The organism is Cedecea sp. NFIX57 (assembly GCF_900177785.1).
GTDB lineage: Bacteria > Pseudomonadota > Gammaproteobacteria > Enterobacterales > Enterobacteriaceae > Cedecea > Cedecea neteri_C.
This window is the reverse complement of record NZ_FXAS01000003.1, coordinates 63547-80251: the sequence shown is the minus strand read 5'-3', so window position 1 is coordinate 80251 and position 16705 is coordinate 63547. Positions and strand designations below refer to the sequence as shown.

Below are 16705 nucleotides of genomic sequence, written 5' to 3'. Positions count from 1 at the left end.
TCCCCAAGGGGGCGAGGGAGAAAAACGACAGGCAATATTGTTTATCCCCTCTCCCTTCCAGGGAGAGGGTTAGGGTGAGGGTAAAAACCCCCAGAAGCTACTCAGAACTGAAAGTGAACCTGACCTCTGCATAGACAACATTTCCAGTTAAACCCCATACCCCATCATCTTCAGCAATTTCTGTGCATGCTGCACCGCGTCCTGGCGGTGAGCTACGCCGAGCTTCTGGTACAGATTCCGGATATGCGTTTTGATAGTCGTCGCCGCAACGTCCAGTTCTCCGGCGATTTGCTCGTTGCTATAGCCGGAATAAATCAGCCCCAACACCTGCCACTCTCGCTGCGTCAGCGGGCTGGTGCGGATAAGCTCCGGCACTTCCGGGTGATTCAGCAGGCGGTTCACAAAGCTCTCGTCAAAGTGCGCAAACTTGTGGCGGTGATGCTGGTTTATCTCGCGCAGGATACGCTGAGCGCGGTGCTGATCCAACTCCGGCAGCGTGTTGAGCTGGATAAGCTGGCGCAGCTGCTGCGCCATCGCTTCCCCTTCGATTACGAAGTGGCTGATAAACCCGGTGCGGTTTGCCAGCGACAGGGCTTCCAGCAGGACACGCTGAGCGTCACTTTTACGCCCTGACTGCCAGTAAAGCTGGTTGAGCAGCAGCAGGTTGCGGTTGAGGTCGCTCATCAGGCGCAGGCTGCGGGCATTTTCGTTTAGCTCCTCCAGCACCATTTCTGCCGGATCGTACTCACCCAGCAGGATTTGTACGCGGGCGATGTTACGCCACTGGCTTTGCAGGAAGTGGTTATTGGCAAATTCTGGCTTCGGCGTCTGGCGCAGCCAGTTGGCCGCCGACTTTTTATCGCCAATCATTTGCCAGTAGATCACCCGCACCTTATCAGCGTTGGAGACCCAGTCGCTGTGCCAGGGACCGTTCCCAAGCAAATTTTCAAGGCGGTTAAGGTGATTACGAGCATTATCCAGGTCACCGCGCGCCAGAGAACACTGCACCAGCAGCGCCAGGCACTGCAGCTGTTGCTGCGGCTGGAAGCTGGAAAGTACCTCCATCCCGCTGCGGGCTGCCGCTTCGGCTTCGTCCAGCCGGGCCCAGGCCCAAAGCAACTGGGCGCGGATACGTTGCAAAAACTCATGCAGCGGCAATTGTTCGAGGTGCTGCTCGCGGATCAGCACAAAGGCTTTTTCCTGCGTTTCCCATGCGGCCTGTAAAAAACCTTGAGCCAGCAGAATTTCGCTTTGCTGAATAAGGCTCCACAGCGCGTAGTGCCAGACATCATGGCGGCGGGCCATTTGCTCTGTCTGCTGCATAACGGAAAGCGACTTCGTAAGGTCGCCCTTGCAGTGCAGCACTTCGCCGTGAACCGAGGTGGCGACAATACGGCTGTAAAAATTGGCCAACGGCAGCATTTCCAGCGCCACCATGGCCAGACGTTCAGCTTCCGCCGGATCGCCTGCGTTGATGGCAACCTGGGCTCTGAGAGCGTTAAATTCACCGTGCAGCGTGTCGTCGATAACCAGGTTCATTTCCTGCTCGGCGCGTGCCAGCAGCGTGTTCACTTCGCTGTAGCGGTGCTGGCTTTGCATCAGCCAGGCCTGCAGCAGCACAAGTTTTGGGTTTTCCAGCAGACTTTCCCACGGCAGCGCCTTAAGCGACTCTTCCAGCAGCGTCAGTTCACTGTGGTTAAACAGCGCCCACGCGTGACCCAGCAGAATGTCGCGCAGCATATTGGCATCGCCTGCCGCCAGAGCGTGGTGAATAGCCTCGCTTGGGAAGCCTTGCGCCATCCAGCTTTCAGCGGCCGCCCGATGAATGTCCGGCAGCTCTGCAGCCAGCTCCCATTGGCAACGCTGGCGAAGGAAACTGCCGAAAAGCGGGTGGAAACAGAACCATTCGCCAGAATCATCCATGCGCTGCAGGAACAAGCCCTGGCGCTCGGTCTCTTCGAGGCGCATCTGGCCGTTTTCTTCGCCTGTGACCTGGCTTATCAGCGTGTCATTCATGGAGCGCAGAATGGAACTTCGCAGCAGGAAATTGCGGGTATCGGCATCCACGTTATTCAGGACTTCATCCACCAGATAATCGGAAAGATGGCTGGCGTTAATGCCCGACAGGCGACGTGCAGAATGTTGAGCCGGCGTGTTGCTCTGGCGTGCAGACAAGGCAATCAATTGTAGCGCAGTGACCCAGCCCGCAACGTCATCACACAGGCGGCTGCTGTCCGCTTGCTCAATCGGCGTTGCCAGGCGGTTATCGAAGAACTGTTTGGTTTCCTGATGCGTAAAGGCGAGCTGCTGGCTACCGATTTCCAGCAACTGGTCGCGTACGCGAAGGTTGGCAATACCAAGCTGCGGTAAGTTACGCGACAGAATCACCAGCGTCAGGTTTTCTGGCTGATGGCGAATGAAAAAGCGCATGGCTTCGTGGATCACCGGGTTGGCGATCAGGTGGTAATCATCAATCACCAGATATAGCGGCTTATCCCATCCTGCCAGTTCGATGAACAGCTGTGAAAAGAGCGAAGACAGGCTGGCATATTGCCGCTTTTGCGCCATGATTTCGCTACTGACACAGTGGCCCCCGGTAGCGTGCTGCAGGGCAGCAATCAGGTAACTGGCAAAGCGTTCCTGCTGGTTATCCCCTTCGTCAAGGGAGTACCAGCCCAGCTCTTTTCGCCCGGCAGCCCATTGTGAGACCAGGGTCGTTTTACCATAGCCGGCAGGGCTGGCGATCAGCGCTAAGCGATAGTTGGCGGCAGTCGAAAGCTTTACCAACAGGCGGTCGCGAACCACAGTGTTTTCCAGCCGAACAGGACGACTTAATTTGGATGGGATTAACATAGTTGATCACTTCACTGTGTATAAATTTCCCCGACATATTCCGCGCCCGCAGGGCGGTCTTACCGCGCTGCAGAAGGAATCATGGAGGGAAATGTTCAAGGATGCGATTTTTTTTACGCTTCGTAATTAATGCTTACCGATAAGGTCTGCCAGAATGCTTTTTATTGCAAGGTTGTTGAACTTTCCGTTCTCGGTAAGTTGCACCCTGTCACAGTTCCATTTTTTTCATGAATACGTTTGCTCACTCCCTATGGCAACACGGCTGAAACCTGTTACATCGTCTCACCGAGTGGCAGGGATCACATTTTTCACTCATCCTCGCTACTCCTCCCCGCGTAATCCGCGCCGGGAGGAGGAAGTCCCCCAGGCTGCCCGGCACACTAACGGGTAATGATTTTCGAACATTACAGGACCGATTTCCTATGTCACAGCCGATTTTCAGTAAAGAACAGTTCCAGTCCGCTCTGACGCGCCAGTGGCAGCGTTACGGCCTCGATGATGCCAGTGAAATGACCCGGCATCAGTGGTGGCACGCGGTTAGCGGTGCGCTTGCCGAGCTTTTATCGGCTCGACCAGCAGCAAAACCTGACGCCAAACAGCGCCACGTAAACTACATCTCGATGGAGTTTCTGATTGGTCGTCTGACGGGGAATAACCTGCTTAACCTGGGCTGGTTCACTGAGGTGAGCGATATCCTGAAGGGTTACCAGATTAACCTCACCGATTTACTGGAAGAAGAGACGGATCCGGCATTAGGCAACGGCGGGCTGGGTAGACTCGCGGCCTGTTTCCTTGATTCTATGGCCACGGTCGGGCAATCGGCCATCGGCTATGGCCTGAACTATCAGTATGGCCTGTTCCGTCAGTCCTTTAAGGATGGCAAACAGATGGAAGCCCCGGACGACTGGCAGCGCGGCAGCTATCCCTGGTTCCGCCACAACAGCGCGCTGGATGTGCAGGTTGGGGTTGGCGGTAAAGTGGTGAAGAATGGAAAAAAACAGCGCTGGGAACCGGCCTTTATTTTCCAGGGCGAGGCTTGGGATCTCCCTGTGCTGGGATACCGAAACGGCGTGGCACAGCCGCTGCGACTGTGGCAGGCAAAACATGCACATCCGTTTGATCTGACGAAATTTAATGACGGCGAATTCCTTAAGGCCGAGCAGCAGGGCATTGATGCTGAAAAGCTCACCAAGGTGCTCTACCCGAATGACAATCACCTGAACGGCAAAAAGCTGCGCCTGATGCAGCAGTATTTCCAGTGCGCCTGTTCGGTGGCAGACATTCTGCGCCGCCATCATCTGGCGGGACGCAAGCTCGCCGAGCTGCCGGATTACGAAGTGATTCAACTGAACGATACCCACCCAACCATCGCTATCCCGGAGCTGCTCCGTGTGCTGATTGACGAGCATCAGCTGAGCTGGGAAGACGCGTGGGCGATAACCAGTAAGACCTTCGCCTATACCAACCACACCCTGATGCCTGAAGCGCTGGAGTGCTGGGACGAGAAACTGGTGAATGCGCTGCTGCCGCGCCATATGCAAATTATCAATGAGATTAACAAGCGCTTTAAGCTGCTGGTCGACAAAAACTGGCCGGGGGATGAAGCCGTTTGGGCGAAGCTCGCCGTGGTGCATAACAAACAGGTACGTATGGCTAACCTGTGCGTGGTGGGTGGCTTTGCGGTGAACGGCGTGGCGGCGCTGCACTCTGAGCTGGTGGTGAAAGATCTGTTCCCGGAATACCACCAGCTATGGCCGACCAAATTCCATAACGTCACGAATGGGATTACGCCGCGTCGTTGGATCAAACAGTGCAACCCCGCGCTTGCCGCGCTGTTCGACAAGACGTTGAAGAAAGAGTGGGCGAACAACCTCGACGTGCTGGAAGGACTTGAAAAGCATGCCGATAACGCCAAATTCCGCCAAACCTGGCGTGAAATCAAGCACCAGAACAAAGTGAAACTGGCTGCATTTGTGAAGGCTCGTACCGGCATCGTGATCAGTCCGGATGCGTTGTTCGACGTGCAAATCAAACGGCTGCACGAATACAAACGCCAGCACCTGAACCTGCTGCATATCCTGGCTCAGTACAAAGAGATCCGCGAGAACCCGAAGGCAGACCGCGTGCCGCGCGTTTACCTGTTTGGCGCGAAAGCAGCGCCGGGCTATTACCTGGCAAAAAATATTATCTTTGCGATCAACAAGGTGGCCGAGGCGATCAACAACGATCCGCTGGTGGGCGACAAACTGAAGGTGGTTTTCCTGCCGGACTACTGCGTGTCTGCGGCGGAGATCATGATCCCGGCGGCCGACATTTCCGAACAGATCTCTACTGCAGGCAAAGAAGCTTCTGGCACAGGCAACATGAAGCTGGCATTGAACGGCGCGCTGACGGTGGGGACGCTGGACGGCGCCAACGTTGAAATCGCCGAGAAAGTGGGTGAAGAGAATATCTTTATTTTCGGCCACACCGTCGAGCAGGTTAAAGCCCTGAAAGCCAAAGGCTATGACCCGGTGAAATGGCGCAAAAAAGATAAAGTGTTGGATGCCGTCCTCAAAGAGCTGGAACAGGGCAAATACAGCGAAGGAGATAAACATGCCTTTGACCAGATGCTGCACAGCATCGGTAAAGAAGGCGGCGATCCTTACCTGTTGATGGCGGACTTTACCGCCTACGCCGAAGCGCAGAAGCTTGCTGACAAACTTTATCTGGACCAGGAAGCCTGGACGCGCGCGGCCATTTTGAACAGCGCCCGCTGCGGCATGTTCAGCTCCGATCGCTCAATCCGCGATTACCAGCAACGTATCTGGCAGGCGAAACGCTAAGGGAGCGCCATGGAGAGTAAACGTCTTGATAGCGCCGCGCTGGCGGCAGGAATCAGCCCGAACTACATCAACGCCCATGGCAAACCGCAGGCTATTCCTGCGGAGACAAAACTGCGTCTGCTCGAGGCCATGAATCGCACTGCTTTACCAAAACAGTCGGCCGATCCTGTGCCAGCGGTTGTGGTTTTCACTGCCGGAAAGCGGATGCAGCTGGTACTTGAAGGTGAGGGCGAATTTAGCTGGGTGCTGACGACCGAAGAAGGCCACACCCACGACGGACAAGTTTCTGGCGGCAAGAAACTAACGCTGCCGACGAAGCTGCCGGAGGGCTACCACTCGCTGGTGGTCAGCCGACAAAAACAGCGCTGGGCGAGCCGGATTATCGTCGCCCCGCCGCGTTGCTATGAGCCGGATGCCTTATTGCAGGGCAAAAAGCTGTGGGGCGCGTGCGTGCAGCTTTACACGCTGCGCTCGGCGTCTAACTGGGGCATCGGTGACTTTGGCGATCTAAAGCAGATGCTGGGGGATGTGGCGAAGCGTGGCGGCGCGTTTATTGGCCTCAACCCGATTCATTCGCTTTACCCGGCTAACCCGGAGAGCGCCAGCCCGTATAGCCCATCGTCACGCCGCTGGTTGAACGTCATCTATATCGACGTTAACGCGGTAGAAGATTTCCAGAACAGCAAAGCGGCGCAGGCGTGGTGGAAAAAATCCACCGTGCAGAAACAGATTCAGGCCGCGAGAGATGCCGAGTGGGTGGATTATTCCGCCGTTACGGCGCTTAAAGTTGCGGCGCTGCGTTTAGCGTGGCAGCAGTTCTCCGTGCGTAAAGCCAGCGATGAACAGGTTGTTGCGTTTGGCAGGTTTGTTGCGGAAGGGGGCGAAGGACTGTTCTACCAGGCCGCCTACGATGCGCTTCATGCGAGTCAGGTTAACGAAGATCCCCTGCGTTGGGGCTGGCCGGTGTGGCCGGAAGGCTATCGCGACGCCCATAGCCCGGAAGTGAAGCAGTTCTGCGAGCAGCATCGCGATGAGGTTAACTTCTGGCTTTGGCTGCAGTATCTCGCCTGGCGTCAGTTTAAGGCCTGCTGGGATACCAGCCAGCATGACGGTATGCCGATAGGCCTTTATCGCGACCTGGCGGTGGGCGTGGCGGAAGGTGGCTCTGAGACCTGGTGTGACCGTGAACTTTACTGTCTGAAAGCCTCTGTTGGCGCACCGCCGGATATCCTGGGCCCGTTAGGCCAAAACTGGGGGCTACCGCCGATGGATCCCCACGTCATGGCCGCTCGCGGCTATCAGCCGTTTATCGAACTGCTGCGTGCCAATATGACCCACTGCGGCGCGCTGCGCATTGACCACGTTATGTCGCTGCTGCGGCTGTGGTGGATCCCCTACGGCGAGACGGCGGATAAGGGCGCCTATGTGCAGTATCCGGTGGACGATCTACTTTCGATTCTGGCCCTGGAAAGCCAGCGCCACCGCTGCATGGTGATTGGCGAGGACTTAGGTACCGTGCCGGTTGAAATTGTCGGCAAGCTTCGCGACAGCGGCGTTTACTCTTACAAAGTGTTGTACTTCGAGCACGATGGCGAGAAGCAATTCCGGGCCCCGGCCACATGGCCAACGCAGTCGATGGCGGTTGCGACTACGCATGATTTACCTACGCTGCGTGGTTACTGGAATAGCGGCGATTTAACGCTGGGCAAAGCGCTGGGGCTTTATCCTGACGAAGAGGTGCTGGCGGGGCTATATGAAGACCGCGAGAGGGCTAAACAGGGTTTGCTGGACGGGCTGCATAAGTACGGCTGCTTGCCGAAGCGGACGGGGCACAAGGCCGCGTTAATGACGATGACCGACACGCTCAACCGTGGAATGCAGCGCTATATCGCCGACAGCCATAGCGCGCTGCTGGGGCTGCAGCCGGAGGACTGGCTGGATATGGCCGAGCCGGTGAATATTCCTGGCACCAGCGATCAGTATAAAAACTGGCGGCGTAAGCTAACCGCTTCGCTGGAAGCGATGTTTGCGGACGAACGGGTGAATAAGCTGCTGAAGGATTTGGATAAGCGGCGTAAGAAGCTGTGATTTGGTGACCCTCACCCTAACCCTCTCCCTGGAAGGGAGAGGGAACCGAATGGTTAAATCTGCGAGCTTTTTTTCCTCCCTCTCCCCTTTGGGGAGAGGGTCGGGGTGAGGGGCTTATCTAATTAATAGTAAGAGTGCTCACCGCGCTGGTGTTCGGTCAGGTCGCGCACGCCTTTCAGCTCAGGGAACTCAGCCAGAAGCTGTTTCTCGATCCCTTCTTTCAGCGTCACATCCACCATAGAACAACCGTTACAGCCGCCGCCAAACTGCAGGATGGCGTAGCCTTCATCGGTAATTTCCATCAGCGTCACGCGACCGCCGTGGCCAGCCAGCTGTGGGTTAACGGTAGCCTGTAACATGTACTCAACGCGCTCCATCAGCGGCGCGTCGTCAGAAACCTTACGCATTTTTGCGTTAGGCGCTTTTAACGTCAGCTGGGAACCCAACTGGTCGGTGACGAAGTCGATTTCGGCATCTTCCAGATAAGGCGCACTCAGCTCATCAACATAAGCCGTTAACTGCTCGAACGGCAGCGCCGTGTCGGTCGCTTCAACCGCATCCGGCGGACAATAAGACACACCACACTCCGCATTCGGGGTGCCAGGATTGATTACGAATACGCGGATTTGCGTCCCTTCTTCCTGATTTGCCAGCAGTTTGGCAAAGTGGGATTGTGCAGCATCGGAAATACGGATCATAACGATTGCTCAATAGTTGACTATTTTAGTCGGTTATAATACGCCCATCGTCGAGGGTCTACAAGGTTCGACACAGGCACCATACCTGGACAGTCGCTGCGCCCTGCTTTTTCAGCAACCGCGCTATCTCCGCAACAGTACTACCCGTCGTCACGACATCATCCACAATAGCCATATGGCGACCCGCGACGGGAATTTCAACCCTAAAGATGCCTTTCAAATTCCTCTTTCGCTCTTCGGCCGTTAACGTGTGCTGCGCCGGCGAAGAACGTATGCGTTTGATTGCAGAGGGATAATGCTCTCGTCCCAGCCAGCGTGAGAGTGGAGTAGCAATAAGTGCGCTTTGGTTGTAGCCCCGTTGCCACGCCCGGGTATGGTGCAGCGGCACACTCAAAATGGCATCGGGCAAGTGAAGCCTCTTTTCACGCCTGGCCATCAGGATACGCAGCAGCAAAAGACGGGCTAAGGCCGGCGCAAGTGACGGCGTACCGGTAAATTTCAGGTGATGGATAAGCGTACTTAACGGCGGCAGGTAGTCTGTCACATAGGCGATTGCATCCCACTCCGGTGCTCTTTGCAGGCAGCGTCCGCAGGGCAAATGTCCGCTTAACGCCGGTAAACCACACTGCAAACAGCAGGCCAGGGGCTGAAGCAGTGAAGCGGTGCAGCACGAGCAAATGCCCCATGTCGGGCAAGCAAGCGGTAACTGGCATAGCCAACAGCGGCCAGGGATTGCTAGCATAGCGTTCTCCTTGCTGATGAAAATGAGAACGGTAACTGATGAGTAAGCTGTGGTGGCAAACAAAAGGTGAAGGAAAACGCGATCTTGTGCTGCTGCACGGATGGGGACTGAATGCGGAGGTTTGGCACAACATAGAATCAGAACTCGGCTCGCAATTTCGGCTGCATCTGGTCGACTTGCCGGGGTATGGTCGAAGCAAGGGGTTTGGGGCGCTAACGCTGGAAGAAATGGCCGACGTTGTACTGGCTAAAGCCCCTGAGTGCGCCCTCTGGCTTGGCTGGAGTTTAGGCGGCCTGGTCGCCAGTCAGGCCGCACTCGCCAGGCCCGAGCGCGTGAAGGCGCTGGTGACAGTGGCTTCCTCCCCCTGTTTTACCGCCGCAGAAAACTGGCCGGGCATTAAGCCGGACGTGTTGGCCGGGTTCCAGCAGCAGTTAAGTGAGGATTTTCAACGCACCGTGGAGCGTTTTCTGGCGCTGCAAACCTTGGGCACGGAAACGGCGCGGCAGGATGCTCGTCTGCTGAAAAGCGTCGTTCTGGATCAGCCGATGCCGGAGGTGGAAGTACTTAATGGTGGACTTGAGATCCTGAGAACCGCCGATTTGCGCACGAGTCTTGCCGCATCAGCTGTACCCCATTTACGCATGTATGGCCGACTGGACGGGCTTGTGCCACGCAAAGTGGTTCCCCTGCTGGACGCCCTGTGGCCGCAGTCCAGCTCGGTTATCTTCGACAAGGCCGCCCATGCGCCGTTTATCTCTCATCCGGCGGAGTTTTGCCAGGCGGTACGGGAGTGGGAGCAAAGCCTGGGGCGGTAAGTTGTTCATCCGTGGCGAAAAAAGCAATTTGTGCCAATACTCAATTATTCACCTTGCGAAGGGTGAATAATTAAACCGTTGCGGGGTGAACCCCGGTTATTAAAAAAGCAGATACCTACGGAGAGTACTGGCTATGAAATTGATAACAGGCATTGTTACTGGATTGTTGGTTGGTGCTGTTTCCTTTGGCGCTTTTGCGGCTAAAGAGCTCGAGAAAGATAAAGTGGCTGGCATGAAATTAACGAAGATCGGCACGATCGTAACGGATAAAACTTCCGCTCCGATGGATGCGAAGCGCGATCTGGTTAAGCAAGCCGATAAGCTGGGCGGTGACTATTACGTAGTGACCAGCGCCGAGAAATATACCAAAAACGTTCGCGCCACTGCGGATGTCTACAAGATAGCGAAATAACACGCATTTTATGAAGCCGGGCGGGGATGACCCGCCCTTTTCATTTAACGCAGCGCCCAAACTTCCCGGGCGCACTTTTTCCCTTCTGGACAGCTTTTGCAGCTTCCCGTCAGGCAGCTGCTCGGGTCTTCACTGATACGTGTGGCTTTACCCATCGCTTCCAGTCGATCGAGCATGGCGGCGACCAGTGGCAGAGGCGTGGCAAGCTGCTGGCTTATCTGCTTCGCCTCGAGGCGGCCCTGAAGCGCCAGGGCGTTACGGATATCAATCAGGCTTGCCATCATCGCTCCTTAGTGACAGTCACCGGTACTGCTCTGGCAGCAGGACGAAGGCGTTTTTCTGGTGGCAAGTAGCGATACATCCACGCGGCTTCTTGCCCGGCGCAGGCCGCCAAGCAACAGGACGTTGAACAATATTACCGCCAGGATGCAAACCAGGCTGAACTGAGGATGCTCGCTGAAGGTAACGCTCTGGTAGTACAGCGTAGAGAGCGAGTAGGCGATGTTCAGCCCCCAAAGCACGGAGAACGTCATCCAGCCCCGACTTGATTCACGGGCTATCGCGCCCATCACAGAGATGCACGGAATATAGAGCAGAACGAAAATGAGATAGCTATAGGCGGCGGCTTCACTGCCAAACTTGCTGCTCATCACGCCCATCGGCCCGGAGGACATTTCGCCGTCGCCTTTGCTGGCTTCAATCGGGTTCGTCAGTACGCTCAGGCTGAAGGTGTTTTTCAACCCCTGCCAGGTTTCATCGGCTGCGGCGCCCAGCTCATCAAGCAGGTTAAAGCTTGCGGCATCAAATTCCTCGTTATGGATATCTTCGGCGGTATAAAGGGTATTCAATGTACCGACCACCACTTCTTTTGCCATCGCGCCGGTAAACAGCCCAACGGTGGCCTGCCAGTTGTCGTCGTGGACACCAATCGGCTTCAGCAGAGGGGTTAACACGCGGCTGACGGAGGCAAGGGCGGAATCGTTAATGTTATCTACCGGCTTACCGCTAAAGGAGAAGCTATTCAGGGCGCCGATGAAAATACTGACGATCACGATGACCTTCCCGGCGCGCAGCACGAAGCCTTTCAGGCGCTGCCAGGTTTGCAGAATCAGGCTCTTGAGATGTGGGACGTGGTAAACCGGCAGCTCCATGACGAAGGGCGAGGCTTCGCCGCGCATGATGGTGTGCTTCAGCATCAGGCCGGTAAGAATAGCCATTACGATGCCGAGAATATAAAGCGAGAACACCACTAACGCACCCTGCTGGCCGAAGAATGCGGCGGCAAACACCGCGAAAATCGCCAGGCGTGCGCCGCAGGACATAAATGGCGCCATCATGATGGTCATCAGCCTTTCGCGTGGCGCATCAAGCGTGCGGGCACCCATGACCGAAGGGACGTTGCAGCCGAAGCCGACGATTAGCGGCACAAAGGATTTGCCCGGCAACCCCAGGGATTGCATCAGGCGATCCATCACAAAAGCGGCGCGAGCCATATAGCCCGAATCTTCCAGGAAAGACAGGAACAGGTACATCATGCCGATTTGCGGTACCAGCGGCAGCACGGTATTGATCCCGCCGCCGATGCCCTGGGCCAGGAAAATCGTCAGCCATTCCGGGAAGTGCAGCGTATAACCGAGCCACTGAATACCGTGAATGAATATCGCCACCGAGCCGCCATCAAAAATGGGCTGTAGCGCGCCGCCGATGTTAATCGCCAGCAGGAACATCAGGTACATCACCAGCATGAAGATCGGCAGGCCGAGGTAACGATTGAGGATGATTTTATCCATCGCCACCGTCAGCCGGTTGGGTTCGGCGGTCAGGCTATTGCTAACTGCATCACAAATGGAGGCGATGCTTTGATAACGTGCATCCGCAATGAGCAGGGCTGGATCGTCAACGGTCTCGGCCAGACGGCCCCGCGCAGCGTCAAGATTGTCTGTGGCATTACCTGCATAAGCGAGGCTGTAGATATCCCCTTCCAGCATCTGCAGCGCCAGCCAGCGGCGCTGCGTCACCGGCATGTCCTGCGGCATATCTTCGGCCAGCTTTTTTGCCTCTTGCAGCAAAATCTGCGGATAGAGCACCAGCTCGTTATTCTCGTTGGGTTGCTTGCGATCAATGGCGAGTTTCAGGCTTTCAATACCGCGCCCACGAGTCGACACCAGCGGCACGACGGGGCAGCCAAGGCGAGCGGCCAGCGCGTCGATATCGATGCGGATGGCCTGCTTCTCGGCGATATCCAGCATGTTCAGAGCCACCACGCACGGAATGCCCAGCTCGAGCAACTGGAGCGTCAGATAGAGGTTACGCTCAAGGTTAGAAGCATCCACTACGTTGATTAGCAGATCGGCATCGCCGCTCAGGATGTAATGACAGGCGATTTGCTCATCAAGCGAAGTTTGCGACGAAATGGTGGTGAGTGAGTAGGTGCCGGGTAAATCAACCAGCGTGACCTGGTGCTCAAGGGTGGAAAACTGACCTTCTTTGCGTTCTACGGTGACACCCGCCCAGTTCCCCACGCGCTGACGGGCACCCGTCAGCTGATTAAATAACGTGGTTTTACCCGAGTTAGGGTTGCCGATTAAACCTATGGTTAAGTTTTTCATTTTATTCGTGAACTTCGTTGAATGTGCAAAAGGCGCGGACGCTTCCCTACCGTTAGGCAACGGCTTCGATATTGACCAGCGCGAGATCTTTTTTGCGCAGCACCAGGCTTACGCGGCGCGTTTCGATATGAATAGGGTCGCCGAGAGGCGCTACACGGACGACGTTGAATGAAGAGCCCGGCAGCATGCCGAGGGACAATAATTTTTGTCGATAAGCCGGACTGATTTCACTGGCGAAGCCAGTAATTTTCCACGCGCTATTCGGTATGAATTGCATAGGACCTACTTAGAGCTGGGCTCTGCATTGACGCTGACTGAATGATCGTTTTATTCGCAGGTGATGCGTGTAATAAAAACGAATTAAGTTATCGGAAGAAAGAGAAGAAATATCGTTCAATGCAATGATAATGAGAATGGTTACTGTCGACAATATTTATTTTTCTGGGTGGATTTAACCAAAATAGGTATTTTCGAGGCTGGTCTGGCGAGGCTGTTATTAACTTCGTAAAGAAAGATGTTTATTAATTGCATGAAAAATAGAGTAATAGCTTCTCATTGGAGAGCGATGGATGTTATTTCGCTATTGCTGATGTTACAGGGATGATAATCACTGGTTTCACGGTGGGGTAAATATTGAAAATTGATTTAGATCAAGAGTACGTTATTTTTCTGCTTTTATAGCCTACGGAAGAAATAAAACCTCTCCCCAAAGGGAGAGGTCAGACAATTAACGTTTCTTGCCCATTGCTGCGGCCAGAGCATCCATCATCGCGCTGTTCCCACCGCCGGCGTTTTCTCGCCCGCGTGGTTTTTGCTGCGCTGCTGGTCTGCCTTTTTGCTCGCGAGAGGCATTGTTACCGCTATTGCCGCGACGGCTGCCACCTTCGCCTGGCTGCTCGTCAAGACGCATGGTTAGGGCGATGCGTTTGCGCTGCAGGTCCACTTCCAGAACTTTGACCTTTACGATATCGCCCGCTTTCACCACTTTGTGCGGATCGTCGATGAATTTGTCCGACAGGGACGAGATATGCACCAGGCCGTCCTGATGCACACCGATGTCGACAAATGCGCCGAAGTTGGTGACGTTGGTCACCGCACCTTCCAGCACCATGCCCGGCGTCAGGTCATTCATGGTTTCAACGCCTTCGGCAAACTGTGCAGTTTTAAATTCAGGGCGCGGGTCGCGGCCCGGTTTTTCCAGCTCTTTGATAATGTCCGTCACGGTAGGGACGCCGAAACGCTCATCGGTAAACTGGCTGGCTTTCAGATCGCGCAGTTCGCTACTGTTGCCCATCAGGTCCTGTAGCGCCTGTTGAGTGGCGGCCAGGATACGCTCGACCACCGGATAGGCTTCCGGGTGCACGGTGGAGGAATCCAGCGGGTTATCGCCGTGGTTGATACGCAGGAAGCCCGCACACTGCTCAAAAGCTTTTGGCCCCAGGCGGCTGACTTTTAGCAACTGCTGGCGGTTCTGGAAGCGGCCATTTTCGTCGCGCCAGTTGACGATGTTTTGCGCCATCATGCGGGTCAGGCCAGCTACGCGGGTAAGTAGCGGCACGGAAGCGGTGTTGAGATCTACGCCAACGGCGTTCACGCAGTCTTCGACGACTGCATCCAGCTTTTTCGCCAGTTGAGTCTGGCTGACATCGTGCTGGTACTGGCCCACGCCGATGGATTTCGGGTCGATTTTCACCAGCTCTGCCAGCGGGTCCTGTAGACGACGGGCGATAGAGACCGCGCCGCGGATAGAAACGTCCAGGTCCGGGAATTCCAGCGCCGCCAGCTCGGAAGCAGAATAAACGGAAGCACCTGCCTCGCTGACGATCACTTTCTGGGCGGTGACTTTCGGGAACTGTTTTTGCACATCCAGGAAGAAGCGCTCGGTTTCACGGGATGCGGTACCGTTGCCGATAGCGACCAGCTCGACGTTATGTTTCTCACAAAGCGCCGCCAGGGCCACGGCGGCTTTTGCAGCCTGACCGGTATGCGGGTAAATGGTATCGGTCGCGACCAGTTTGCCGGTGGCGTCAACCACCGCGACTTTTACGCCGGTGCGCAGGCCAGGATCGAGGCCCATCGTGGCGCGCAGTCCGGCCGGGGCAGCCATCAGCAGATCGTGAAGGTTGCGGGCGAAAACATTGATGGCTTCATCTTCGGCGCGTTCGCGCACGGTGCCCATCAGCTCGGTTTCAAGGTGCATTAACACCTTGATACGCCAGGTCCAGCTCACCACGGCCTTGCGCCAGCTGTCGGCCGGGGCATTGTTCAGGCGCAGATTCAGATGAGAGATAATCAACTGCTCGCAGTAGCTCTCGCGCGGCGGCTCATCAAACTGCGGGTCGGCATTCAGCGACAGCTGTAAAATGCCTTCGTTACGCCCGCGGAACATCGCCAGCGCACGGTGAGAGGGAACGGTGGCAATGGCTTCGTGGTGGGCGAAGTAGTCGCGGAATTTCGCGCCTTCTTCCTCTTTACCGCTTACCACGGCGGAAACCAGGTGCGCATTCTTCCACAAATAGTCGCGTACTTTTGCCAGCAGCGCGGCATCTTCAGCGAAGCGTTCCATCAGGATGTAGCGCGCCCCGTCCAGCGCAGCTTTGGTGTCAGCGACGCCTTTGTCGGCATCCACAAAGCGGGCGGCTTCCTGCTCCGGGTCGTGCGAAGGCTCGTTCCACAGCAAATCCGCCAGCGGCTCAAGACCAGCTTCGATAGCGATTTGCCCGCGGGTACGGCGCTTGGGTTTATACGGCAGGTAAAGGTCTTCGAGTTCGGTTTTGCTCAGCGTGCCGTTGATGGCGCCGGCAAGTTCGTCGCTCAGTTTACCCTGCTCGGAAATAGACTTGAGGATGGCCTGACGGCGCTCTTCCAACTCGCGCAAGTAGCTAAGACGAGTCTCCAGTTGACGCAGTTGCGTGTCATCCAGACCGCCGGTGACTTCCTTACGATAACGTGCAATAAACGGCACGGTATTCCCTTCATCCAGCAGGCGAACGGCAGCTTCTACCTGTTCGTTTCTGGCCTGAAGCTCACCCGCAATAATGCGGCAAAGCGAATCATTCATCATGGCTTTTCATCTGTGTAGTACGGAAAATTCAGCAAACAGTTATACGGATCGGGGCGCGAAAATGCCAGCCGACGACCCCCGGATATTGGGTTTCAGACAGTTCTGTGCGCGTTACTCGGGTTTAGGGTACTCAATTTCATTGACGTACCACTGGGCTTCTCCCCCTGGTGTTTGCACCACGGCTAAATCGCCCACTTCTTTTTTGAGCAGCGCGCGCGCCATCGGCGAATCAATAGAAATGTAGTCCTTGCGGCCAAAGATTTCGTCGTAGCCGACGATGCGAAAACGCAGCAGATCGCCGTCGTCGTTTTCTATTTCGACCCACGCGCCGAAGAAGACTTTGCCTTCCTGCTGCGGTGAGTAATCGACGATTTTCAGGCGCTCGAGGGATTTGGTGATGTAGCGAACCCGGCGGTCAATTTCACGCAGGCGTTTTTTGTTGTATTGGTAGTCGGCGTTTTCGCTGCGATCGCCGAGGCTGGCGGCCCAGGTCACTTTTTTGGTCACTTCGGGGCGCTCTTCACGCCACAGATAATCCAGCTCTTTTTTGAGCTTTTCGTAGCCTTCACGGGTGATTAACGGCGTTTTCATCTTTCTGC

12 protein-coding genes are annotated in these 16705 nt (G+C 55.7%); 4 read left to right on the top strand and 8 right to left on the bottom strand.

The window, feature by feature from the left end; all coding sequences use genetic code 11:
* Window positions 1-147: 147 nt before the first annotated feature.
* Window positions 148-2853 carry an HTH-type transcriptional regulator MalT gene (gene malT / locus B9Y90_RS03035; RefSeq protein WP_039288501.1) on the bottom strand — a complete coding sequence of 902 codons (2706 nt, stop codon included), beginning with the start codon at window positions 2851-2853 and terminating at the stop codon, window positions 148-150.
* A gap of 422 nt (window positions 2854-3275) precedes the next feature.
* Here malT and malP point away from each other — a divergent pair, with 422 nt between their 5' ends.
* Together malP and malQ are read left to right on the top strand one after the other, a co-directional pair.
* A complete protein-coding gene (gene malP, locus B9Y90_RS03030) occupies window positions 3276-5678 on the top strand; it encodes a maltodextrin phosphorylase (RefSeq protein ID WP_085540168.1) in 2403 nt (800 codons plus the stop codon).
* Between the two features lie 9 nt (window positions 5679-5687).
* Window positions 5688-7766 carry a 4-alpha-glucanotransferase gene (gene malQ / locus B9Y90_RS03025; protein ID WP_085540167.1) on the top strand — a complete coding sequence of 693 codons (2079 nt, stop codon included), beginning with the start codon at window positions 5688-5690 and terminating at the stop codon, window positions 7764-7766.
* A gap of 122 nt (window positions 7767-7888) precedes the next feature.
* Here malQ and nfuA read toward each other — a convergent pair whose 3' ends face one another.
* Window positions 7889-8464, bottom strand: a complete 576-nt coding sequence (nfuA, locus tag B9Y90_RS03020; protein WP_008457887.1) for a Fe-S biogenesis protein NfuA — start codon at window positions 8462-8464, stop codon at window positions 7889-7891.
* Between the two features lie 58 nt (window positions 8465-8522).
* The gene (gene gntX / locus B9Y90_RS03015) at window positions 8523-9206 is read right to left on the bottom strand and encodes a DNA utilization protein GntX (RefSeq protein WP_085540166.1); all 684 of its coding nucleotides are present in this window, start codon (window positions 9204-9206) and stop codon (window positions 8523-8525) included.
* Between the two features lie 38 nt (window positions 9207-9244).
* Between gntX and bioH the strand changes: the two genes are divergently transcribed.
* Together bioH and B9Y90_RS03005 are read left to right on the top strand one after the other, a co-directional pair.
* A complete protein-coding gene (bioH, locus tag B9Y90_RS03010; protein WP_085540165.1) occupies window positions 9245-10021 on the top strand; it encodes a pimeloyl-ACP methyl ester esterase BioH in 777 nt (258 codons plus the stop codon).
* Between the two features lie 133 nt (window positions 10022-10154).
* A complete protein-coding gene (locus B9Y90_RS03005) occupies window positions 10155-10433 on the top strand; it encodes a YdgH/BhsA/McbA-like domain containing protein (RefSeq protein WP_039288482.1) in 279 nt (92 codons plus the stop codon).
* 44 nt (window positions 10434-10477) lie between these two features.
* On the opposite strand, the gene feoC is transcribed toward B9Y90_RS03005, so the two are convergent.
* The 5 genes from feoC to greB form a co-directional block, all read right to left on the bottom strand.
* Window positions 10478-10714: a [Fe-S]-dependent transcriptional repressor FeoC gene (gene feoC, locus B9Y90_RS03000; RefSeq protein WP_039288480.1), complete on the bottom strand. Its 237-nt coding sequence runs from the start codon at window positions 10712-10714 to the stop codon at window positions 10478-10480.
* A gap of 9 nt (window positions 10715-10723) precedes the next feature.
* Window positions 10724-13042, bottom strand: a complete 2319-nt coding sequence (gene feoB / locus B9Y90_RS02995; protein WP_085540164.1) for a Fe(2+) transporter permease subunit FeoB — start codon at window positions 13040-13042, stop codon at window positions 10724-10726.
* 52 nt (window positions 13043-13094) lie between these two features.
* The gene (gene feoA, locus B9Y90_RS02990) at window positions 13095-13319 is read right to left on the bottom strand and encodes a ferrous iron transporter A (protein WP_008457875.1); all 225 of its coding nucleotides are present in this window, start codon (window positions 13317-13319) and stop codon (window positions 13095-13097) included.
* Between the two features lie 450 nt (window positions 13320-13769).
* Window positions 13770-16106: a Tex family protein gene (locus B9Y90_RS02985; RefSeq protein WP_085540163.1), complete on the bottom strand. Its 2337-nt coding sequence runs from the start codon at window positions 16104-16106 to the stop codon at window positions 13770-13772.
* 111 nt (window positions 16107-16217) lie between these two features.
* Window positions 16218-16697: a transcription elongation factor GreB gene (gene greB / locus B9Y90_RS02980; protein ID WP_039288469.1), complete on the bottom strand. Its 480-nt coding sequence runs from the start codon at window positions 16695-16697 to the stop codon at window positions 16218-16220.
* Between the last annotated feature and the right edge of the window lie 8 nt (window positions 16698-16705).

Bases quoted from the DNA above. Each gene is read 5' to 3' on its own strand.
- malT (WP_039288501.1), bottom strand. From the start codon at position 2,853: ATGTTAATCCCATCCAAATTAAGTCGTCCTGTTCGGCTGGAAAACACT.
- malP (WP_085540168.1), top strand. From the start codon at position 3,276: ATGTCACAGCCGATTTTCAGTAAAGAACAGTTCCAGTCCGCTCTGACG.
- malQ (WP_085540167.1), top strand. From the start codon at position 5,688: ATGGAGAGTAAACGTCTTGATAGCGCCGCGCTGGCGGCAGGAATCAGC.
- nfuA (WP_008457887.1), bottom strand. From the start codon at position 8,464: ATGATCCGTATTTCCGATGCTGCACAATCCCACTTTGCCAAACTGCTG.
- gntX (WP_085540166.1), bottom strand. From the start codon at position 9,206: ATGCTAGCAATCCCTGGCCGCTGTTGGCTATGCCAGTTACCGCTTGCT.
- bioH (WP_085540165.1), top strand. From the start codon at position 9,245: ATGAGTAAGCTGTGGTGGCAAACAAAAGGTGAAGGAAAACGCGATCTT.
- B9Y90_RS03005 (WP_039288482.1), top strand. From the start codon at position 10,155: ATGAAATTGATAACAGGCATTGTTACTGGATTGTTGGTTGGTGCTGTT.
- feoC (WP_039288480.1), bottom strand. From the start codon at position 10,714: ATGGCAAGCCTGATTGATATCCGTAACGCCCTGGCGCTTCAGGGCCGC.
- feoB (WP_085540164.1), bottom strand. From the start codon at position 13,042: ATGAAAAACTTAACCATAGGTTTAATCGGCAACCCTAACTCGGGTAAA.
- feoA (WP_008457875.1), bottom strand. From the start codon at position 13,319: ATGCAATTCATACCGAATAGCGCGTGGAAAATTACTGGCTTCGCCAGT.
- B9Y90_RS02985 (WP_085540163.1), bottom strand. From the start codon at position 16,106: ATGATGAATGATTCGCTTTGCCGCATTATTGCGGGTGAGCTTCAGGCC.
- greB (WP_039288469.1), bottom strand. From the start codon at position 16,697: ATGAAAACGCCGTTAATCACCCGTGAAGGCTACGAAAAGCTCAAAAAA.